This is a genomic window from Pantoea sp. USMM079 (assembly GCF_037153115.1).
GTDB lineage: Bacteria > Pseudomonadota > Gammaproteobacteria > Enterobacterales > Enterobacteriaceae > Pantoea > Pantoea communis.
The window spans coordinates 1-22754 of record NZ_JBBCKX010000015.1 but is presented as its reverse complement, the minus strand read 5'-3'; the positions used below and the strand labels follow the sequence as shown (position 1 = coordinate 22754).

The 22754-nt window shown below is 54.2% G+C and carries 21 protein-coding genes; 14 read left to right on the top strand and 7 right to left on the bottom strand.

Features of this window, described 5'->3' with window-relative positions; all coding sequences use genetic code 11:
• Positions 1–16: 16 nt before the first annotated feature.
• The 7 genes from WFP70_RS17830 to WFP70_RS17800 all read right to left on the bottom strand — a co-directional run bounded on the left by WFP70_RS17830 (position 17) and on the right by WFP70_RS17800 (position 9466).
• On the bottom strand, positions 17–2539 hold the full coding sequence (locus tag WFP70_RS17830; protein WP_337023976.1) for an outer membrane usher protein: 2523 nt from the start codon (positions 2537–2539) through the stop codon (positions 17–19).
• Positions 2540–2553: 14 nt separating this feature from the next.
• On the bottom strand, positions 2554–3105 hold the full coding sequence (locus WFP70_RS17825) for a fimbrial protein (RefSeq protein ID WP_337023975.1): 552 nt from the start codon (positions 3103–3105) through the stop codon (positions 2554–2556).
• 72 nt (positions 3106–3177) lie between these two features.
• Positions 3178–3717: a fimbrial protein gene (locus WFP70_RS17820; protein ID WP_337023974.1), complete on the bottom strand. Its 540-nt coding sequence runs from the start codon at positions 3715–3717 to the stop codon at positions 3178–3180.
• A gap of 540 nt (positions 3718–4257) precedes the next feature.
• Positions 4258–5652 (bottom strand): MFS transporter, encoded by a 1395-nt coding sequence (locus tag WFP70_RS17815; RefSeq protein ID WP_337023973.1) that lies wholly within the window; start codon positions 5650–5652, stop codon positions 4258–4260.
• A 154-nt stretch (positions 5653–5806) separates the two neighbouring features.
• Positions 5807–6586: an MrpH family fimbial adhesin gene (locus tag WFP70_RS17810; RefSeq protein ID WP_337023972.1), complete on the bottom strand. Its 780-nt coding sequence runs from the start codon at positions 6584–6586 to the stop codon at positions 5807–5809.
• A 460-nt stretch (positions 6587–7046) separates the two neighbouring features.
• Positions 7047–8141: a tartrate dehydrogenase gene (locus WFP70_RS17805; protein ID WP_337023971.1), complete on the bottom strand. Its 1095-nt coding sequence runs from the start codon at positions 8139–8141 to the stop codon at positions 7047–7049.
• A gap of 14 nt (positions 8142–8155) precedes the next feature.
• Entirely contained in the window at positions 8156–9466 is a 1311-nt protein-coding gene (locus tag WFP70_RS17800) for an MFS transporter (protein ID WP_337023970.1), read from the bottom strand.
• 130 nt (positions 9467–9596) lie between these two features.
• Here WFP70_RS17800 and WFP70_RS17795 point away from each other — a divergent pair, with 130 nt between their 5' ends.
• The 14 genes from WFP70_RS17795 to WFP70_RS17730 form a co-directional block, all read left to right on the top strand.
• Positions 9597–10505 (top strand): LysR family transcriptional regulator, encoded by a 909-nt coding sequence (locus tag WFP70_RS17795; protein WP_337023969.1) that lies wholly within the window; start codon positions 9597–9599, stop codon positions 10503–10505.
• A 160-nt stretch (positions 10506–10665) separates the two neighbouring features.
• Complete coding sequence (locus WFP70_RS17790; protein WP_337023968.1) at positions 10666–11628, top strand: LysR family transcriptional regulator; 963 nt, start codon at positions 10666–10668, stop codon at positions 11626–11628.
• Between the two features lie 412 nt (positions 11629–12040).
• Complete coding sequence (locus WFP70_RS17785; protein WP_337023967.1) at positions 12041–13495, top strand: NAD(P)/FAD-dependent oxidoreductase; 1455 nt, start codon at positions 12041–12043, stop codon at positions 13493–13495.
• Entirely contained in the window at positions 13492–13974 is a 483-nt protein-coding gene (locus WFP70_RS17780; protein WP_337023966.1) for a CMD domain-containing protein, read from the top strand. Before WFP70_RS17785 ends, WFP70_RS17780 begins: the two co-directional genes overlap by 4 nt.
• On the top strand, positions 13971–14537 hold the full coding sequence (locus WFP70_RS17775; protein ID WP_045814738.1) for a peroxidase-related enzyme: 567 nt from the start codon (positions 13971–13973) through the stop codon (positions 14535–14537). The genes WFP70_RS17780 and WFP70_RS17775 overlap by 4 nt, the downstream gene beginning before the upstream one ends.
• 12 nt (positions 14538–14549) lie before the next feature.
• Positions 14550–15287: an amino acid ABC transporter ATP-binding protein gene (locus WFP70_RS17770; RefSeq protein WP_097118092.1), complete on the top strand. Its 738-nt coding sequence runs from the start codon at positions 14550–14552 to the stop codon at positions 15285–15287.
• A gap of 20 nt (positions 15288–15307) precedes the next feature.
• Positions 15308–16123 carry a transporter substrate-binding domain-containing protein gene (locus tag WFP70_RS17765; protein ID WP_034823325.1) on the top strand — a complete coding sequence of 272 codons (816 nt, stop codon included), beginning with the start codon at positions 15308–15310 and terminating at the stop codon, positions 16121–16123.
• 79 nt (positions 16124–16202) lie between these two features.
• Positions 16203–16892 carry an amino acid ABC transporter permease gene (locus WFP70_RS17760; RefSeq protein ID WP_197080186.1) on the top strand — a complete coding sequence of 230 codons (690 nt, stop codon included), beginning with the start codon at positions 16203–16205 and terminating at the stop codon, positions 16890–16892.
• A 16-nt stretch (positions 16893–16908) separates the two neighbouring features.
• Positions 16909–17601, top strand: a complete 693-nt coding sequence (locus WFP70_RS17755) for an amino acid ABC transporter permease (protein WP_034823323.1) — start codon at positions 16909–16911, stop codon at positions 17599–17601.
• Between the two features lie 223 nt (positions 17602–17824).
• Positions 17825–18367 (top strand): winged helix-turn-helix transcriptional regulator, encoded by a 543-nt coding sequence (locus WFP70_RS17750; RefSeq protein WP_337023965.1) that lies wholly within the window; start codon positions 17825–17827, stop codon positions 18365–18367.
• Complete coding sequence (locus WFP70_RS17745; protein ID WP_337023964.1) at positions 18364–19404, top strand: HlyD family secretion protein; 1041 nt, start codon at positions 18364–18366, stop codon at positions 19402–19404. Before WFP70_RS17750 ends, WFP70_RS17745 begins: the two co-directional genes overlap by 4 nt.
• Entirely contained in the window at positions 19401–20957 is a 1557-nt protein-coding gene (locus tag WFP70_RS17740) for a DHA2 family efflux MFS transporter permease subunit (protein ID WP_337023963.1), read from the top strand. The genes WFP70_RS17745 and WFP70_RS17740 overlap by 4 nt, the downstream gene beginning before the upstream one ends.
• Before the next feature lie 9 nt (positions 20958–20966).
• Positions 20967–22229 carry a beta-ketoacyl-ACP synthase II gene (gene fabF, locus WFP70_RS17735; protein ID WP_337023962.1) on the top strand — a complete coding sequence of 421 codons (1263 nt, stop codon included), beginning with the start codon at positions 20967–20969 and terminating at the stop codon, positions 22227–22229.
• A 174-nt stretch (positions 22230–22403) separates the two neighbouring features.
• The coding region (locus tag WFP70_RS17730) for a MarR family transcriptional regulator (protein ID WP_337023961.1) at positions 22404–22754 on the top strand (351 nt) is incomplete at its 3' end.

The following is a 22754-nucleotide window of genomic DNA, read 5'->3' as shown; positions in this document are numbered from 1 at the left end:
TGGTGGATGAATTTTTTTATAACTGCGATATGAGTTCGCATGGAAGTAATATGTTGTTCATCATGTTTGATGGCAGGTTTTTAGGTAGCGATATTTTGCATTGTTCTTCATTATTCCAGCGCACTACCATTGTTTCACCCAAATTAATTCCACTGAGATAGACGTTGCCATCGTCATTTACGATACCGGCTTCCTGATTTTTCATATTTAAAATGGTGGCGCCGAAAGGCGGAGCAGAACCATCGGCCAGGCGTATGACCGCCATCGCTTTCTCACCAGAAATAACGTTGAATGCACGATAGCCGATTGCCCCTTCTGTCAGCGTTCCCTGCACTACGGATTGCGGGGCTTCTACGTTATCTGCCAACTTATCAACATTGATGCGCACACTGTTGCGATAGTAACTGCTGATATCACTCACAACAGCTTTGCCAAATTGGTTGGTGTAAGCGGCATTGCCATAGGCTCCCACTGGCACACCTGCCACGCCACCGGTATCAACCAGCATACGTGTGCCTCCTAAAATATTGGTGCGATGCAATGCGCCGCCCTGCGCAGTGAGTGTGGCACCACCTTGAATGGAAGCGCCCAGTGCACTGTACTGCCCCTCGCGATAGCTCGCCGAACTGTTAATCTGCGCGAGGGTGCCATTGTGGGTGTAATAGCCACTGAGATCGGCACCCTGACGTGCAACACCGGTGCTGACTTGATAAGAATCTGACGCGCCGACCCGGCTGTAATAACTTGCACTCTGGCGGTTATCGCCTTTCGAATAGGAACCGTTGTAACTCACCGTGCCAGACTCACCCCACGGCAATGACAGCGACATATACATGCCGTCATCGTTGGTGTTATTAAATTTATTGCGATAGGCGGTCAGTGACAGGCTGAGATTTCGGAAGCGACCCAGATCGAAAAAGCGTGAGAGTGATAAGTCATAACGATCGTTCGCGGCTTGATTCCAGTAGGTCTGATGGTTGTAATTCAAATACGCCGTCAGGTTCAGCGATTCAAACTGCTGGTTAAGCGAAATGGTGTACATCTCTTTGCTGCGGCCAGCACTGATGTCTCCGTCCAGGGAATCCAGATATTCCGCCATAGAGCGATAGCCACTATCAGAAAAGCGGTAGCCAGCAAAGGTGACCTGGCTGCCTGTCTCCTCGAAGCGTTTAGCATAGCTCAGACGATAAGAACCGCCACGTTGGACGTCCTGATTGGGGGCTTTAGCCTGCGACATCGTGACATCCGTTGACAGCGCGCCTAATGAAAGGAGATCTCGGCCAATCCCCATCGATAGCGCGTTATATTCCTCGCCACCCATTCCACCGCCATAAAGCGACCATCCGTTACTAATTCCCCAGGAAAACTCTCCGGCAGCGAACAGGGGGCCTTCCACACGATGCTTCCAGTCGGTCGGTTTTCCCAATGCCGTTTTGTAGCGTATCTGGCCCGGGCGGGTGAGATAGGGAATGGTTGCGGTGCTCACCTGATACTGTGTGATGCTGCCATCCTGCTCTTCCACACGAACATCAAGATTGCCGGAAACGGCGCTATCAAGATCCTGAATACGATAGGGACCGGCCGCGACCTGCACTTCTTTAATGATGCGGCCCAGCTGGCTGATGATGATCTTCGCATTGCTTTTTGCCACACCGCTGACTTCCGGAGCATAGCCGCGCAGATTGGGTGGCAACATATTGTCATCTGATACCAGACTTAGACCTGTGTAACGGAAGCTATCGAAAAGAGAAGAGCTGAGATAATCTTCACCCAAACTGAATTTCGCGCCGATTTTAGTCAGGGCGCGATAGGCATAGAAGCGGCTCCAGTCCCAGTTATGGGTTCCGGACTCATGATTATTGCCGCTGCGACGGTCATAACGTGCCTGCCAATCTGCGCGCAAACGCCATGCCCCGAAATTCGCACCGCTGGTACCGTTGCCTGACAAATTGGTGCCACTTCCACCGCCCGCGCCGTTTTGTTGCAAGGTTTGCAGGTTGAGGTTGTAGTCAAACAGGGCGCCGGAAATCCCCTCTTCCCAGCGAGCGGGGGGATCCCAATAAGGGCTGCTGTACTCAAGGTAAGCTTGCGGAATGCTTACGAACAGCGTCGATTTGCCTAAATCACCGCGCACCTCCATTCCTGGAATGCTTTCCAGCGCAAGGCACTGTCCATCCCGCCACCATGTGAGTTTGGCTAAAGAAGAATCCTTGAGTCCAAATTGCGGCAACATTTCGGGGGTCACACAGGCAACCGTTTCATTGGCATCCTGTTCGGAAGGATAGAAATGAATTTGTCTCTCGGAAAGAGGGATGGCATTCAGGTTGATAGACAGGGAATAAGTCCCGGGCAGAATAAAACCTTTACGTGAAAACTGGCTGAGATCGATATTGCTGCGATCTTTAAGATCGAGAACATCCGTATTGAACTGTACTTCGTTAGCTGCAATCGATGATGTCAGCTTTCCGATGAATAAGATTGTCCCAATGGCGGTAAAACATAAGATTGAAGCCGCTTGACGCGGAAGGCATAACAGCATGATCGCGAGCCTCATTAGTTATAATCTATTCTGAATCGAATCGTTAATTGGTGATCGCCAGCTTGTAATATTTCCTGATTGCCGACTAAGTTCAGTGTGTATTTAAGGTGCATGTTATCTGCCATGAGATCTCTTTCAGGCAGATGTACGCCCGGTGATGCTATGTTGCCCACATGGTCACTGATTCTTACCGCGACACCGCTGGCCATGCCTGAAGTTTTGAAATGGCCTTTATCTTCCTCACCATCGAACATGACTTTAAAATTTTTCCAGTCAGGTTTACTGGGGTCTAATCGGGTGAGGGTGCAACCAAATAAACGAATGGAAAATTCTTTCTTTGGTCCTTGTCCTTCCCGAATGATTTTGCTGACAGGATGGTTTCCCATATAAAGGGTCTGGTCACGATCGCCGACTTCAATTGCGCAAGGTGTCTCAACTATTGAACCAGTCATATTCACGCGGCCAAATCCTTCAGCGTTTGCAAAGGATTTTTTTGTTATTAGCAAAACACCTAAAAGTAAAAAATAGACGGCCGAATATCGTGAGGATAATGACTTAAATAACATTTGCGCACTCCAGAATAGAGGAGAGAAAAAACCTGCGGCAGGCTCGCCGCAGGTTAGTAAAAGTGTTATTGCTTAGTTGTAATTCAGTACAAAGTTAGCAGGAACCTGGAACGTACCCGGTACGATTGTGGCTGCTGCACCACCACCTTGAACGCGCGCAGTGAAGGTCAGGGTGTTATTGCCATTGATAACGGTCTGGCCAGTGGACGCGGTGTTCAGTTTAACTTTAACGCCATCACCATCAGTCAGCACGATAGAAGCACCACGGGCATCACCACCGACCAGAGCCAGGCTATCAGAGTCATGTGGAGAGGCTGCTCCGGTAAAGGTGACGCTGACTTTATCTTTCGTTCCTGGTGTAGTGATGACGCAATCTTCCAGTTCAATGTGGAAAGGCTTAGGGCTGGAAGAACCGGTATTTCCGTTGGCCGCCAGTGCCACATTAGAAATAGCGCCCAGTGGGACAGTTTGGTCTAAAGAACCCGGTGCAATTGAGCAAGGCGCATCGATAATAGAACCGGTAAAGGTGACTTTACCGGTGCCACCTGCAGCGTAGACAGAGGAAGCGGTAAACAGGCTTAATACAGACAGAGCGATAATACACTTTTTCATTTAATATCTTCCATTTTGGTTTGTATCCACATTTTCTTGTTTTAAGAAATATGCTTTCACTGAGATTTCATCCGGCGTTTGAGCGATGAGTTACGCCTCTGATATGAAAAAATATCAGTATTTACACACTGCTATCAGGTGCTCCTTAAACATGCAAATTCAGATCTGCATGATTTATTTCTCTGAGCTTTTTGTTTTATTTTTTCATTGCGTCGTTGGAAGGTATTATGGGCAGGTGGTCCGTTATTGAAAATAAGATTTATTTTCTGTTGGTGTAGTGAGCGAATGGGGTGTTTGTAAGGGGGGTATTACAAGCGAAGTGATAAGCATTAATGAGAAGAGGTTTCTCATCGTTCTTAATTTGAATGACCTATTGGTCCAATTGATGAAAACTATAACATTGCGAGCGTGAGATTAATGTGAGCAGAGTCGTAAATATTACGAGATCAGTTAAGTATGTTTACTAAAAGATAAAATATCTTCATCTTTAAAATGTTAATAAGACTGCCCACAGCAATCCCCGCACAGGCAACTTTGTTGTTAACGGCTCAGCACCTGCGCACCAGCATTTTTCTCCAGCCGCCAGACATCAAACAGAGACATCAACACCAATGAAGCCACACCTGCAAATGCGATGTGAATATCATTCTGCTCAATGGTTGCATGATCATGCCACAGCATGGCTCCCCTTAAGAACAGGGCGGCTAGCGCAATGCCGGCGCTCATGCTGAACTGGAAGAAAATACTAAACACCACAGACGCATCACTCATTTTCGCTTGTGGCACATCAGCAAAACCCAAACTGTTGTAGCAGCTGAACTGCAGCGAGCGCGACAAGCCCCCTATAAACAGAATCCCAGCAATCGCAAAGTACCCAAGTGAAGGGCTGAGCAGCAAGCAGCCCAGCATTGCGCCCAAGCTGATGATGCCGTTAACCATCAATACCCGCCGGAAGCCAAAGCGTTTCATCAGCCAGGTGGTCGCGGGTTTCATTGCCAGATTGCCGGCAAATACCCACAGCACCATGGCGCCTGCCTGCGCGGCGCTCCAGCCAAATCCAAGCTGAAACAGCAATGGCAACAGAAAAGGGACGGCATTAATGGATGCGCGGAACAGTGATCCCCCGACAACGGCATTTCGGAAGGTATCAATAGTCATGGCACTGAACGGCAACAGCGGTTGCGGATGGCTGAAGCTGTGGCGATAGGCCAGCACACTGCACAACATGCCAAGTAACAGCAATGGAATGCCAAGGCTGAGATGCATTTGTCCTAGCGCTTCCAGGGAGATAATCAGCGCGGTGCAGGCGGTAGCGGTCAGCACAAATCCGCGCACTTCAAACGGACGCGGTTGTTCTGCTTTAAACTGGGGCACCAGATAAACGGTGGCAATAATGGCGATAATGCCGAGTGGGATATTGAGCCAGAAGATCCACGGCCAATGTCCGTAAGTCACTATTAAGCCACCGAGCGGTGGACCGAGCACCGGGGCAATCAATCCCGGCCAGGTAATAAAGGCGATGGTTTTCACCATGTCTTTTTTTTCGGTCACACGGAGCACTACCATACGACCGACTGGCACCATCATCGCGCCGCCAATGCCCTGCAAAACGCGGCTTAACGTGAACATTGGCAGGGTATCGCTGAGCCCACACAGTATCGACGCAACAGTAAATACCAGAATCGCACTGGCAAACACCGTTCGCGCTCCGTAGCGTTCCGCTAACCAGCCGCTCATCGGAATACCCACCGCTACTGCTAACAAATAAGCACTCACACCCACGTTAAGCGCCACCGGGCTGGCAGCGAAATCGCGCGCCATTTGTGGAATAGCAGTGGTAATGACGGTGGCGTCGAGGTTTTCCATAAAGAAGGTGACTGCAACCAGCAGTGCGAGCAACAAGGTGCGGTTAGCTGGGATGCCATTCTGCGTCATAACGCCATTCCTTTCTCTTCCATGTGAATCAGGATTAGGGAGAGAATAGTTTCGGGCGCAATCGTTTTCTATGCAAGTGTAGCGATAAAAAACCCGGCAATTGCCGGGCGGTGAAACCTGAAAATGGCTAAACGCAGCTTTTACATCGATGACATTACGGCAAATTGATCACAATGGTACCGCTGCCGCTCTTATCACCGGGCGTAGGATTTGTGGCTGCCAAAGTTGAAGCTACCGTGTGAGTGGAGGCACCGCTGGGCAGATAAATAGCTCCTGAGCTACGACCATCAAAAGTCAGCGTTGAAGTCACGCCACCGCCGAGGTTAATGGTGCCACCCAGGCTGCCAATCGTCGCATTGGTCGCACGATTGCAGTTCACATTGATTGATACGCTATCTTGCTTACCGTTCACTTTGTCTGCCTGAAGTGTGCCGTGATCGATGTTGGGTGAACCAGAGAAGGCGCAACTGGTAGGAATGGGCGGGACGGAAACAGTCCGGCATGAAGTCCCGGGCTGATTCCTATATTGCGCTCCTAGGTTATTTGAAGCGCCACCGACGCATACAGAATGAGGTCCGGGCCCAAATACGGAAAACGAAGCATTAAATGAACCACTTGCAGGATAGTTTCTTAAAAAAACAATATTCGCATTTGACCATGTGTCGGTCCCTGGTATACCGCCACTTCCACTATCAAGCACGGTTCGTGGCGCTCTTTCCACCTTACCTGTCGCATCTAATACCCAAATACCAAATTGACAATAACGCGTTGCACATCCTATTGAGGCCGTAGAGTTGCTGCCTGACGAGCTATAACTAATTTCCAGGATATTGGTACCCGCAGGAACATTCGCTCGTGTGATGCTGATTACTGCATTCGCGGTGTTTGAAAGGATAGATAAAAAGAACGTGATGAGTAAATATAGCGCTTTCATGTTATTCCTGTTTAAAGGATTTGCTTGAGGAATGGTATCAAGTGATGATTGTGAGTTTTTAGGCTGTAATAATTATATTTATTATGATCGTTTATTAATTTTTGATAAGTAATTTTTGGATGGGGTTAAAGTAGTGTTTTAATGCGAAGGATGTAATAAATCCCCTACGGGAGGTTAATGTTTACCCTTGAGGTTAATGGGGTTTGTTAATTATTGATGGCTGAAGCCCTATAAAAGTAGACCAAGTGGTCGTTAATTAATATTGATTATCCTTGCATAAGATACCAAATAAGCGTTTACGCCTTTCTTCCAGACGTAAACGCACCAACACCTTACTTCTTAACCGCAGATGACGACTCGCGAACCTTTTTCACCTCGTTTACCCAAATTACTGGGGCATCATTGCTCCAGCCGCAGCGTACAAAAGTGGCCAGTTTTGCGCACTGTTCATTTCTCATGGTTATGTGGTCTCAGCCACTTTTGCCTTTGCCCTGGACTCAATAAACTGCACCACAGCGCGGGTCACATCAGCGGTATTAGCCGTACCACCGATATCCGGCGTCAAAATGCCTTTCTCACACACATATTCGATCCCAGCCATGATCAACGCTGCCGCATTATGTTCGCCCAGATGTTCCAGCATCTGCACCGCTGTCCAGAAGGTCGCAATCGGGTTGGCGATGCCTTTGCCGGTAATATCAAATGCTGAGCCATGAATCGGTTCGAACATCGACGGGAAGCGGCGTTCCGGATCGATGTTAGCGGTCGGGGCCACGCCCAGGCTGCCGGCCAGCGCACCGGCCAGATCGGATAGGATATCGGCATGCAGGTTGGTGGCAACGATGGTATCCAGCGTCTGCGGGTGCAGCGTCATGCGGTGCGTCATCGCATCGACCAGCATCTTGTCCCACTCCACATCCGGGAACTCCAGCGCCACTTCAGCGGCAATCTCATCCCACATCACCATGCCGTGACGCTGGGCGTTGGATTTGGTCACCACGGTCAGCAGTTTGCGCGGACGCGACTGCGCCAGTTTAAAGGCATAACGCATGATGCGGGTGACACCAACGCGCGTGAAGATCGCCACTTCGGTGCCCACTTCTTCCGGCAAGCCACGATGCGCACGGCCGCCGTTGCCAGAGTATTCGCCCTCAGAGTTTTCACGCACGATAACCCAATCGAGATCGCCCGGACCGCGATTGCGCAGCGGCGAGGTCACGCCCGGCAGGATCTTAGTTGGACGCACGTTGGCGTACTGGTCGAAGCCCTGGCAAATCGGCAGACGCAGGCCCCACAAGGTGATGTGGTCTGGCACATCCGGTGCACCTACCGCGCCGAAGTAAATCGCATCGAATTTTTTCAGCGTGTTCAGGCCGTCTTCAGGCATCATCACGCCATGTTGCTTGTAGTAATCCGAACCCCAGTCAAAAGTTTCAATCTCAAACTTCAGTTGTTCATCGTGGCGCGCTACAGCGTGCAACACTTCCACGCCTGCCGAAATCACTTCCGGACCGATACCGTCAGCGGGAATGGCAGCAATTTTGTAATTACGCATGGTTATTTCTCCAGTCAATGAGTATGAGGATGAGGAATCTCTGCCGTTTGCGGCTTATTCGCCCCGGCAGAAAGAATCAGGACCACGAGGGCGGAGAGCGCCAGTAATCCGGCGACAAAGTACAACCCCCAGGTGTAGCTACCGGTTTGCTGACGGATGACACCAATCATCATCGGGCCGACAAAACCGCCGAGGTTGCCAATGGAGTTAATGGTAGCGATACCCGCTGCCGCTGCCGGGCCACTGAGGAACAGCGTTGGCATACTCCATAACGGCGGTTTCGATGCGCTGATTCCCACGGTCACCAGCGTCAGGGCGATAATCACGGTAAACAGCGTGCTGACGTTACCGGCGTAAATCAGCCCGACTGCGGCCAGTAGACAGGCACCCATCACGTGCCAACTGCGCTCTTTGGTGCGGTCGGAATGACGTGCCCACAGGATCATGGCGATGACGCCGATCACGGCCGGGAAGGCGTTGAGGAAACCTATCTCCAGCGAGGAAGCGCCAAAGCTGCGAATGATTTGCGGTGACCAAATGCCGAGCGTATACAACCCGGCGGAGGTGCCGAAGTAGACCAGCGCCAGAGCCAGCACACGCTTATCGGCCAGCCCACGCCATGCGCTGCTGTGACTCTGTTTAGCCGCCCGCGCATGCTCTTCAGCCTGCATGGTGTTCTCCAGCCACGCGCGCTCTTCATCAGTCAGCCATTTGGCTTTGGCCGGACGGTCGGTGAGGAAGAACAGCACCACCACGCCGAGCACCAGGGCGGGGATGGCTTCCAGCACAAACATCCACTGCCAGCCTGCGTAGCCCAGGAAGCCATGCATTTCCAGCAAGGCAGCGGAAATCGGCGATCCCAGCGCGGTCGAGAGTGGCGCCGCGGCCATGAAAATGGCCGTGACCTGCGCCCGTTTTGCTGCCGGGAACCAGTAGCTGAGATAGAGGATGATGCCGGGGAAGAAACCGGCTTCTGCCACACCGAGCAGGAACCGCAGGATGTAGAAACTGGTGGTGCCTTGCACGAAGGCCATGCAGCCGGAGACCAATCCCCAGGTGATCATCACACGGGCAATCCAGATACGCGCACCCACTTTATGCAAAATTAAGTTCGAGGGGACTTCAAATAAAAAATAACCGAGGAAAAAGATCCCGGCGCCCAAACCAAATACCGTGGGTGAGAATCCTAAATCCTGATTCATGGTTAACGCGGCAAAACCAATGTTGACGCGATCGAGAAATGCGATGAAATAGAGCAGCATGATGAAGGGCACAATGCGTAACGTCACTTTACGCATCACCCTTTTTTCGAGGTGAGAGTTCATATTAAAGTGCTCCAGATTGTGTAGGGTAGTGTTATTTTTTTGTCATCGAGTTCAGTATGCAGTTTTGACTTGGCGAATCATTAATCGTGGATTATATAAAGTATTTGAATAATCGAATGGCGAGGAAAATGTGGATATAAATCAACTGCGTTGTTTTGTGACAGTGGGTAAAGAACTCCATTTCGGCCGGGCGGCCCAAAGACTGGAAATGATGCCTGCGTCACTTTCTCGCTTTATCCGAATACTCGAAGAGGACCTGGGCGTGCGCTTATTGAACCGATCAACGCGCAATGTTTCATTAACAGCGGAAGGGGCGATATTTTTTGATGAAGCCAGTAAACTTATTGATCAATTTGATGCCCTGGCGCGTAGATTTAAATCAGGGTTAAAAGATGAGCGTCGTACATTACGTATTGGCGCAATTGATAGTGCGGCGCGTGGATTAGTGCCCGCCTTGTTAAACTTATTTGTTCCCCTTTATCCCACCAGTGATATTCATATTATTGAAGATAAGACCATAAATCTGATTCCGAAGTTAAAATCAGGCTGGCTGGATATGATTATAATTCGTGCGCCACAGGTGATGGATGCATCATTGGCAATTCGCTTTATTACCCGAGAAAGCTGCGTGCTGGCGGTGCCGCTTAATCATCCACTGGCGGGCAGATCGCAGGTGGCGGTAAGCGACTTTCAGCACGAGGCAATGATTATTCCCGATCGCCGCACTCGGCCACACAGCCATGAACTCACTATGAGCTTGTTTAAACTCGCCGGATTAACGCCGCATATCGCACAATTCGCCGAAGAGAAGCAGACCATTTTGAGTCTGGTCAGCGCGGGACTAGGCCTGGCGGTGGTGCCAGCCTCTTATCGCACCATGAACAGCGACAGCGTCAGCTATATTGCACTGGATCTGCCGGAGCAAATAAAGGGCCTGCCACTGAGTATTGCCTGGCAAAAAGGCAATGAAGATGATTGTTTGCGTGAGATGCTGCGCCTGCTAAATGACAACAAGCGCGAGCTAACGGATAAACTATGATCATCAATTGCTCAGTGCCCATTTTGAGGTGAGGTACCAAACTCACCGCGTTCTGATATTACCCTCGCCATAGTAGCGAATTACACAGACTCTCTCTATGATGGATTTTTTCCCGGATGATTGTCGGGAACGATCAATGACTTAGGGAAGTAACCACGCGATGACTCCATTAAACGACCTCGATCTGCGTCAGCTGGAAGCCTTCTCGGCGGTAATTTCAGCCGGCAGCGTGACGGCGGCCGCCAAAGCACTAAACCGCTCGCAGCCCGCCGTTTCCCGCCTGATTCAGGAGCTGGAGCAGTCGCTGGGTTATCCGCTGTTTATCCGCAATGGTCCGCGTATTCATCCCTCGGAAGAGGCGCTGCAGCTGCATCAGTATGTGCAGAAAGCGCTGCTGTCGCTGCAACAGATCCGACTCCGTGCACAAGAGATCGCCCATCAGCAGCATCGTCCGCTCAGTATTGCCGCCACGCCCGCGCTGGCCGCCGGGTTATTGCCGCAGGCACTGGCCGCACTCAATTTACAGAACAAAGTGCAAATCATCAGTGAGTCCGCCGTACAGACGGCACATGCGGTGATTACCGCTGAAGCAGACATCGGTTTGTGCAGCTTGCCGCTGGAGCATCATGCGGTGGAGTTGCACTGGATTGGGCAATCACAGTGCGTAATTGCGCTACCGGAAGAGGATGAACTGGCGGCACACAGTTCGCTTTCGCTGAGCCAGCTTGCTGGCCGCCGTTTGATTGCACCGTGGAGTCCGCAACGCCTGCGTAGTCGTTACGAAAAAGCGCTGAAGAAAGTCAAAGCGCCGCTGCTGGAAACCATCGAAACCAACTCATCGGCAAATATTCTGGGCTGCGTGCGTGCTGGATTGGGCGTGGCGATCCTCGAACCGGTCACCGGCTGGGGCATGCCGCTGGCCGGTGTCGCGATCCGTCCGATTCAGGAAGATATTCCTTACTTCTTTGGCGTGATCACGCCGCAAGGCCGCCAGATTTCCAGCGCCGCGCAGGCGCTGGTAGAAGCGCTGGCAGACGCCGCTGCTCAGCTGCTGCCAGGATTTGAACGCCTGCCCGCCAGTGAACATCCGCGCATCATGCGAGTGATAAACCAGGAGTCGTAGCGAGGCGATTGAGTTCATCCAACAGCATTAGCGCTTCAATTATAGATGAAGCACATCGCTACGCATCTGAACCGAATGCATTAGGCACGCAATAGCCCTATTACACTACAGCGGCAGGATAAAGTACCGCGGCTTCCTGACTTATCATGCGCGATGAATCCCTTCATTTTCAACGCTTATAACTTTTTCGGCATAAGATATAAGAAATCCATTGGTCAAATCCTGAGCGAAAATCTTGACTCACATTTAGGGCAAGAGGATTATGCGAAAACTTAGCTCCTATTATGCGTATTGATGATTGTTAGCTACCTATTATGCGTTTTATAGATAATTAAAAAGGTAGGATCATCGGCGTGTTTTCATCGTTTTCGCTCGCTCTCAACGCGATCGCTGACACCAGGGAAATCTCTCTATGACGTATGCCGCCAAAGGTCTTGCTGCATTAGAAGCTCAGCTTCAGCAGGATCTGGAATTTCTGGAACTGCCCGCCAAATCCTGGGTACCGGAACGCACCTTCCAGAGTGCGCCGGTCCGTGATGTGGTGGTGATCGGTGCGGGCATGTGCGGTCTGGCGGCACTCGCCAAATTACAGTTCACCGGCATCAGCAATGCGGTGGCTTATGACGCCGCACCCGCTGGGCTGGAGGGGCCGTGGATCACTTTTGCGCGTATGGAAACCCTGCGCTCACCAAAAACGCTGCACGGCCCGGCTCTCGGCCTCGCGCAACTGACCTTCCGCGCCTGGTTCACGGCGCAGTGGGGCAAAGAGGCGTGGCAGGCGCTGGACAAAATCCCTAAAGCGCAGTGGATGGATTACCTGATTTGGTACCGCAAGGTATTGAATCTGCCTGTACAGAACAACGTGCGTGTCACCAGCATTGCGCAGGCCGGGGATTTAATTGCGCTGGATTTGGAAGGTGCCGAAACCGATCGTGTTTACACGCGCCGTTTGGTGCTGGCCACCGGACGTTCTGGCCTCGGTGGCTTCGCCGTGCCGGATTTCCTGCGGGGCATTGATCGCCAGTTCTGGGCACACTCCGCTGATGACATCGATTTCACGGCCTTAAAAGGCAAGCGCATTGCGGTGATTGGTGCAGGCGCCTCGTCGATGGATAACGCGGCCACCGCGCTGGAACAGGGCGCTGCTGCCGTCGATCTGCTGATTCGCCGCAAAGAAATGCCGCGCATCAACAAGATGACCGGCATTGGCAGTCAGGGCGTGGTGCACGGCATGCATCAGTTGCCGGATGCGTGGAAATGGAAATTTGTCGATTACACCGCCGCAACGCAAACCCCGCCGCCGCGCTCTTCAACCTTGCGCGTGTCCCGTCATGACAATGCACGCTTCTTCCTCGATTGCGGCATCAACGTCGTCAAACAGGAAGAAAACGGCCTGCTGATTGAAACCACCCAGGGTGCACTGCGCTACGACTTCCTGATCGCTGCCACCGGCTTTACCAACGATTTCCACGGTCGTCCGGAGTTTGCCGCCATTGCGCCGCATATTCGCAGCTGGTCCGATGGTCGCTATCAGCCTGAGATGGGCAATCCGCGCCACAGCCTGCTGGAAGCGCCGGATCTCGGCCCTTCATTCGAGTTCCGCGAACTGACGCCTGATGCCTGCCCGATGCTGGCACACATCCACTGCTTCAACGATGCCGCCATGCTGACGCACGGCAAAGTCTCCGGCGACATTCCTGCGGTGAGCGCGGGGGCCGATCGCCTGGTGCGCGGTATTACCGCCTCGCTGTTTGCCGAGGACGTCGAGCAGCACTACGCCAACTTACAAGCTTTTGACACCCCTGAATTACAGGGCGATGAATGGGTGGATTCAACCCCGTTACTAAAACAGGAGAACGCGTTGTGAGCGACGCTATTGATCAAGCAGCCGGATTAACACCAGAAGAGGCGCTGTATCAGACGCGCCGCCTGCGTCCCGAATTTGTTGAGGGCGCGGAAGCGTGCCGTGTGTCAGTACTCACGCCAGAAGAGGATCAGGGTTTACCTGCGGATCTGCGTCTGGCACTGGCGCAGCGTATGGCGGTGTTGAACTACGATGCGCCGCTGCAACGTGATTACCAGGCGCAGCTGGCGGCGTTAAATCCGTCTGAAGCCTTGCTGGCGCTGGCCTCAGGTTGCGCCGTAGCGGAAGAGCCGCTGGCCACGATTGCGCGCCATGCTGACATGGCCACGCAGCAGCCCATTCAGGCTACCGAACAGCATATACGCTTGCTGGAGCAGGCCGGTTTGAGCAACCCGCAAATTGTTGCGCTCTCTGAGCTGATCGCCTTTGTTAACTTCCAGACGCGCGTGGCGGCTGGCTTACGTTTGATGAGGTCCGCATGATTCCGTCGGTAAATCTCAAGCCGCTGCACTGGCATCCATACATCACGCCAGTCGATGTTGAACAGGCGACACCGGCGCAGCTCGATGCGATGAAAGTCACGCCGTCCAACAAGAAGATCTCAGAATACGTGCGCACGCTGGTGCACGATCCCGAGAGTTACACCGCACGTACCGGGCTGTTCAACGCCATTATGTATGTTGAAGGTGGCCTCGATCGTGCCGATCGTGAGCTGGGCGCGCTGGGGGCTTCGATCGTCAACGGCTGCCGTTATTGCGCGGTGGTGCATGCGCGACGTCATGCACAGTTAGCTGACAGTGACGCCGTGGTCAGTGCCATCTATTTTGATAGAGCGGATGTATTAGGTGAACGCGATGCGGCGATCTACCGCTTTGCCCGCCGTTTATCGGTTACGCCTTCTGAGGCCACGCCGGAAGATGTGGCGGCACTGCGTGCCGTCGGCATGAACGATCAGGAGATTATCGATCTGATCCACGCCATCGCCATTTTCGGCTGGGCCAACCGTCTGATGCATGTGCTCGGCCATGCTGACCTGAACAAATAAGGGCTGCACCGGATGTTAGAACTCAACAATATTACGCTCGCTTACGGCAGCAATCCGATCCTGAAAGGGGTTGATCTGTCGGTAAAACGCGGCGATGTGGTGTCGATCATCGGGCCAAGCGGCACCGGTAAAACCACGCTGCTGCGCTGCATTAACTATCTGGCTAAGCCGTCAGCCGGGACCATTCAGCTGGATCAGATCCGCATGGATTATCAGTCACCGGATAAAGCGGCGATCCAGGCGATCCGCTTGCGCACCGCCATGGTGTTCCAGCAGTTTAACGTGTTCAAAAACATGACAGTGCTGGAAAACGTGATGGATCCGCTGATCGTCATCCAGCGTAAAACCAAACAGCAAGCGCGCGACATCGCCGTGCAGGAGCTGGAGCGTGTGGGTCTGGGTGCCAAGCTCGATCACTATCCGTCGCAGCTGTCTGGCGGCCAGTTACAGCGTACCGGTATCGCCCGTGCTTTGGCGGTGCGTCCGGATGTGATGCTGTTTGATGAACCGACCTCATCGCTCGATCCTGAGCTGGTGGGTGAAGTGCTGAAAGTGATTAAAGACGTGGCGTCATCCGGCATTACCTCGCTGCTGGTGACGCATGAGATGCAGTTCGCGAAGAGCATTTCGAATCGCATCGTGTTTATGGATCAGGGTGTCGTGGCCGCGCAGGGCAGTCCGACAGAGATGTTTGATAACCCAACCCTGCCGCGCCTTGCACAGTTCCTCAGTTCAGAACGAGCATTCTAATAATTAAAGGAATCAAAGACATGCCTGCAATCAAAACCACATTACGTCGCCTGGCCGCGCCTGGCATCATCGCCCTGGCTCTGATCAGCGGTAACAGCTTTGCTGACGCGGTACGCACCATCAAAATCGCCACCGCTGCGGAATCCAAACCGCTGTCATGGGGCGCGATCGGTCACGAACCTGAGGGTTACGAGCCGGACGTGCTGAAAGCCATCAACGCCAAACTGCCACAGTACAAGTTTGTGATGGAAGGCGCGGCGGATATCGCACAGGAAACGGGCCTGGTGACCGGCAAGTACGACATGGCGACCGGCGGTTACTACAAAGCGCCTGCGCGCAGCAAACAGTTCCTGATTCCGGATGCACCGATCGGTGCCAGCCTGATGAAGATCTACAGCCGCAGCGATAGCAATATCAACGGCATGAAGGATCTGGTCGGCAAGAATATCGTGCCGGTGACCGCAGGCGGCGGCGTGTATAAATTCGTCACTCAGTGGCAGCAGGATAACCCGAACGACAAAATCACCATCAAAGCGTCCAGCGCGGGCGTGCCTTACCCGGATCGCCTGAAAGAAGTGCAGAACGGGAAATACGATGCGCTGATCCTGCCTTCAAACCTCGGTGAGCAGACGGTGATCGACAACCAGAAGCTGGCGATCAAAGCCAGTGAGCCAGTGGTGATCAACAATACCTATGTGCTGATCCACCGCTCTGCCGAAAACCAGGCCCTGAACGATGACGTGAACAAAGCGCTGAAAGAACTGAAAGACGACGGCACGCTGGATAAGCTGGCGCAGAAGTGGTTTGGCGAAGAAGTCACTAAGTACATGAAGTAAGAGATTCACTGCGCCCGGTGCTGAGCCGGGCGCATGCTGTCCTTTTTAGCAGGAGTGTTTCACCGTGAATCTATCCTCCATGATTCCAGAACTGCTGTCGGCGCTGCCACTGACGCTCGGCATCATGTTTGTCGCGATGATTGCCGGGTTCTTTCTGGCGCTGATCGCCACCGTTTTTCGCGTGCGCCGTATTCCCGTGATCAGCCAGCTGGCCGATCTCTATGTTTCCTATGCGCGCAGCGTGCCCGTGGTGCTGCAGCTGTTTGTGGCCTTCTACGGCATGCCGCTGATCACCGATAATTTCGGCTTTGGTGACTTCTTTACCGCCAATGTGGCGGCGATGATCGGCCTGAGCCTGTATCACGGCGGTTATCTGTCGGAAGTGATGCGCCCGGCATACCTTGCGGTGGAACGGGGTCAGCACGATGCCACCGACAGCCTTGGCTACAGCTTCCGCCAGAAAATGCTGCGGGTGATTGGCCCGCAGGCGGTGCACTTTGCGCTGCCGGGTTACGGCAATGCGATTATCTATCTGATTCACAACGTGGCGCTGGTGATGTACATCGGTGCGGCAGATGTGATGGCGACCGCGCACCTGATTATGGAACGCGATTACAACCAGTATCAGTTCGGCACCTATCTGGTGTTGGCCGTACTCTATTCACTGCTGTGCGGTGTGGCGTGGCTGGTTATCCGCTTCTTTGAACAACGTCATGCGAAGTACAGCTCTAAGTCTGCACCGCGCGTGAAGTTCACCACCAGCGTCTGAGTCGGGGAGACAAACCATGTTTGATGCTGAGGTTTTGCTGCCGGACTTCTGGAGCATTCTCGATGCGGTACCGGTGACGCTGCTGATGGCGGTGACGGTGTTTATCTGTTCGACGCTGTTGGGCGGGTTGTTTGCCTTTATCGAACATCGCCGCATTCCAGTGCTGCGCCAGTTGGTGATCACTTACAAAATCGCCTTCAAAGGCGTGCCGATGGTGGTGGTGATTTTCCTCGCCTATTACGGCTTGCCACCGGCGCTGCACTTTGTTGCCACGCTGTTTGGCGTCGAGGTGAATGCCCATTCACTGCCGAACTGGGTGATCATCATTGTGGCACTGAGTGCCTGTGTCGCGGCATTCCAGGCCGAAGTGTGGAAAGGCGCGCTGAACTCGTTCGACAGTGGACAATCCGATGCCGCTTTGTCGCTCGGCTACAGCGGTGGACAGCTGTTCCGTCGGGTGATGTTCCCGCAGATTATCGTGGCGGCGATCCCCGATCTGGCGAATGCGTTTATGGTGATCATGAAAGCGCTGTCGCTGGCGTTTGCGATTGAAGTGGTGGATATCTTTGCCCAGGCGCAGTTGACGGCGGCGCTGAATTTCTACTACCTCGAAGCCTTCCTGATTGCGGTGGTGTTCTACATGGTGATTGCTTATGTGGTCACTAAGATCGCCGACAAGATTGAGGCGGCGCTACGCGTGCGCACCTAGAGATGGCTAAGTTGTGATGAAACGGCAGCCCAGTGTGGCTGCCGTTTTTTTTGGCAAATTTGCGCGATAAATCTTGCTGCTACAGGCCCGCACGGGTTGGGTAGCGGCGCAATTCATTACGCTTCACAATGAACACTCCTTGCTATCATTATGCAAGTCACTTGCAAAATGATAGTCACTCTGCAACATTATGCCGCATAAGATCCTTTGCGGAATACCCACCATGAAAAACGAACCGCTTTATCAAATGGCCTGCCCGATTGCGCGCAGCCTTGGCCGCGTCGGCGATGGCTGGAGCATGCTAATCATGCGCGATGCGCTGGCCGGTTTTACCCGTTTTGACGAATTCCAGAAAAACAGCGGCGTGGCGCCGAACATCCTGTCGCGCCGCCTGAAAGAGCTGGTGGAAGACGGTTTGCTGGAAAAGGTGTGTTACAGCACTACGCCGATGCGCTTCGAATATCACCTTACGCCCGCCGGACGTGATTTGCGTGGCGTTATCCTGGCGCTGGCCGAGTGGGGCAGCACCCACTTCTCGCCGGAAGGAAGGCAGATGCAGCTGGTGGAAACCGCCACCCAGCGTCCAGTGAAACCGCAGCTCGTCGATAGCGAAAACGGCCAACCACTCACCAGCGATAAATACCAAATGGTGCCCGGCCCGGCAGCGGCGCCGATCATGCACTATCGCCATGATTATTTGCAGAAAAAACGTGCGGGTGACGGCACGCTGAAGTTTTCTCCCCCTGTTACAGAGAAACAGCCATGACCCGCACGCGTAGAAAATCCGCTCTGCTGCTGGCAGTGGCGATCGGCGGTTTAGCGGCGGCAGGTTACGGCTACTATTGGTGGCACACCGCGCGCTTTATGCCTTCCACCGATGATGCCTATGTCGGGGCAGATATCAGCGCCATCTCCGCCAAAGTCTCCGGTTACATTCACACGCTGGCGGTACAGGACAACGCACAGGTGAAAAAAGGCGATCTGCTGGTGCAGTTGGATAACCGTGATTATCTGGCGGCGGTGGATCAGGCAACGGGTGAAGTGGCAGCACAGCAAGCCGCGTTAAGCGATATCGCCGCCACGCGCCAGCTGCAACTTGCCACTATTGCGGGCACGCACGCCTCTCTGCTGGCAGCGCAGGCGGTGACACTGAAAACCACCTCCGATCAGCGCCGTTACAGTGCGCTGGCCAGCAGCTCCGCGGTGTCACAGCAGATCCGCGATCATGCTCAGGCCGATTACCATCAGGCGATGGCGGAAGAGAGCAAAACCCGCGCCGACAAAACCGTTGCCGAGCGCCAGTTGCAGGTGCTGGATGCCCGTGAGCAGCAGGCCAAAGCCGCCTTAACTCAGGCACAAGCGGGGCTGGCGATGGCGAAGCTCAATCTTGAATACACTGAAATCCGCGCCCCCTTTGATGGTGTGGTGGGCAATCGTCGCGCCTGGGCAGGTTCTTATGTCAGCAGCGGCGCGCAGCTACTGTCGCTGGTGCCGGCGCAAGGGCTGTGGATCGATGCCAACTTCAAAGAGAGCCAGCTGGCCAATATGAAGCCGGGGCAGGTGGCTCGCATCGTCGCGGACGTGTTACCCGGTCGCACGTTTAATGGCCACGTTGGCAGCCTGTCGCCAGCCACCGGTTCACGCTTCAGCATTCTTCCGGCAGAAAACGCCACTGGCAACTTCACCAAAATTGTCCAGCGCGTGCCGGTGCGCATTGTGCTGGACGGCGACGCGGCGGTGCTGGGTCTGTTACGCCCTGGTCTTTCCGTCACGGTGACGGTGGATGAGAGAAGCGCGCGATGAGCAGCCTGGCTGCACCGCTGGTGGCACCGGCGGAGATGCCGGTCAGCAAGAAGGTGTTCGCCTTTGCCACCATGTGCATCGGCATGTTCATCGCCTTGCTGGATATTCAGATTGTCTCCGCCTCATTGCGGGATATCGGCGGCGGTTTGTCGGCGGGAGATGATGAAACCGTGTGGGTGCAAACCAGCTACCTGATCGCGGAAATCATCATCATCCCGCTTTCCGGTTGGCTGGCGAGCGTGATGTCTACACGCTGGCTGTTTGCCGTCTCCGCCTGCGGCTTCACGGTAATGAGCTTGCTGTGCGCCTGGGCGTGGAATATTCAGAGCATGATCGCCTTTCGCGCCTTGCAGGGATTGGCGGGCGGCTCGATGATTCCGCTGGTGTTCACCACCGCCTTTGCCTTTTTCCAGGGTAAGCAGCGGGTGATTGCGGCCGCCACCGTGGGTGCGCTGGCCTCATTAGCCCCGACGCTAGGGCCCACGGTCGGCGGTTGGATCACCGATAACTTCAGCTGGCACTGGCTGTTTTACATCAACATCATTCCCGGTATTTACATCGCCATCGCGGTGCCGCTGTTGGTCAGGATCGATTCGCCGAATCCCGAGTTACTGCGCGGTGCGGATTACTTCAGCATTGTTTTGCTGGCGCTATCATTGGGCTGTCTGGAGTACACTCTGGAAGAGGGGCCGCGCTGGGGTTGGTTTGACGATAGCACCATCACCACCACGGGCTGGATCGCATTGCTGTGCGGCGTGCTGTTTATCTTCCGCACGCTAAACCACGCCAAGCCGATCATGGATCTGCGCGCGTTAAAAGATCCAGGCTTTAGCCTCGGCTGTTATTTCTCGTTTATGGCTGGCGTGGGGATCTTCGCCACCATCTATCTCACGCCGCTGTTTCTCAGCCAGGTGCGTGGCTTTAGTGCGCTGGAGATCGGGTTAGCGATCTTCTCCACCGGCATTTTTCAGATCCTGTCGATCCCGCTTTATGCCTGGCTGGCGAACCGCGTCGATCTGCGCATTTTGCTGGCGTTTGGCCTGATGAGTTTTGGTGTATCGATGTTTTTCTTTGTGCCGATTACCCATGACTGGGGCGCAAAAGAGCTGCTGTTTCCGCAGGCGTTTCGCGGCATGGCGCAGCAGTTTGCGGTGGCGCCCACCGTGACGCTGACGCTCGGCAGCTTGCCACCCGCGCGACTAAAATTAGCCTCAGGACTGTTTAATCTGATGCGTAATCTCGGTGGTGCCATCGGCATTGCGCTGTGCGGCACTGTGCTGAATGACCGCACCAATCTGCACTTCAGCCGCCTGGCCGATCACCTCAACAGCGCCAGTTTGTCGCTCGGCGACTATCTGCAATCGCGCACCGCAGCCCTGATGTTTAACGGACTCAGCCCGGATGCGGCGCACACGGCGGCGCTGCAATCGCTGGCTTCACTCACCCTGCGCGAGGCGCGCACGCAGGCTTTTTCGGACGCATTCTGGCTGATCATGGTCGGATTTTGTATCGCTGCGCTGCTGGTGCCTTTGATGAAAAAGCCCGCAGCTTAGGAGTTATCGATGAAACGTATTGTGATTACAGGTATGGGGATGGTTTCCCCGCTCGGCTGCGGTACAGAAGCGGTGTGGCAATCACTGCTGGCAGGGAAATCCGGCATCAGCGCCTTACCGGACGAGATGGTGCAGGACATCAGCTGCAAAGTGGCGGGTCAAGTGCCCACGCTGGAGCAAGATCCACAGCATGGCTTCGATCCCGAGCGCGTGATCGTGCCAAAAGATCGCAAGAAAATGGATCGCTTTATTGAGTTTGCGCTGGTGGCGGCGCATGAAGCGCTGACGCAAGCCAACTGGTTCCCGCAGGATGAGGCGGATCGCCAGCGCACCGCGACGGTGATCGCCACTGGCATTGGTGGTTTCAACGAGATTGCCAACGCGGTTGAAACCACCGCCAATCGCGGCCCGCGTCGTTTATCGCCGTTTACCATTCCCTCTTTCCTCGCCAATTTGGCGGCAGGACATGTGTCGATTGCCCACGGTTTTCGCGGCCCGATTGGCGCCCCTGTCACGGCGTGCGCGGCGGGTGCGCAGGCGATTGGCGATGCGGCACGATTGATCCGCAGCGGCGAGGCAGACATCGCGCTGTGCGGCGGCACCGAGGCGGCGATCCATCGCGTCAGTCTGGCGGGCTTTGCGGCTGCGAAAGCGATGTCAGGCGGATTTAACGATCATCCTGAACAGGCATCTCGTCCGTTTGATCGTGACCGCGATGGCTTTGTAATGGGTGAGGGCGCGGGTCTGCTGGTGATTGAATCTCTGGAACATGCACAGGCACGCGGTGCGACACCGCTGGCGGAGCTGGTCGGCTATGGCACCAGTGCCGATGCCTACCATCTCACCGCCGGACCGGAAACCGGTGAGGGTGCGCGTCGTGCGATGGAAACCGCGCTGGCGCAGGCGGGCATCACCCCAGCCGAGGTGCAGCATATCAACGCTCATGCCACCTCCACGCCGGTGGGCGATAAAGGCGAGCTGGCGGCCATTCGCACGCTGTTTGCGGACAGCAATGTGGCGATCACCTCGACCAAATCCGCCACCGGGCATCTGCTGGGTGCCGCGGGCGGCGTGGAGGCGATCTTATCGATCCTGGCACTGCGCGATCAAATCGCACCGCCCACGCTCAATCTGCTGCATCCCGATGAAGCCGCAGCGGGGCTCAATCTGGTGGCGCTAAAACCCCTGCCGATGGCGATGCAGTATGTGCTGTCCAACGGCTTTGGCTTCGGCGGCGTCAATGCCAGCTTGCTGTTTAAGGGCTGGGCATAACCTACAGGCCCCAGACTGCTCATGAGCTTGAGTGCATGTTTGTTATAAAGGGCATGATGGAGTAGGCCATCGTTACGATGGCCTGCACGCCCAGACAAATGAAATGGGTAACTGGATGCAACGGCAAAACTTTATATACTGTGCCCTCTCTATTTCCCCTTTGGAGCCGTCTCTTTGACCTCGGAAACCCAACAGCTGGCTGATGAACTGCGCCAGGTTGTCAGCGCCTTTGTGCGCAATGTACGTGTTGCTACCGCCACGGCGCGCACTTCACAGCATGAAACCCTCGATCTGCTGGATACCCATCAGGCGCTCTCCATCGCCGATCTCGCACGCTTGCGCGGCGTGAAGCATCAGAGCATGCGTTTGGTGATCAACGAGTTGGAGCAGCAGGGCATGGTGTTGCGGGAAAAGAGCCCGCAGCTACCGTCTTGCACGTCAAGCCGCTACTGCGTAATTCTCGTCATATCTCTGCTGTTTCATCAGCACACCGAAGCAGATATGCACCAGCTTTCTCATCACACC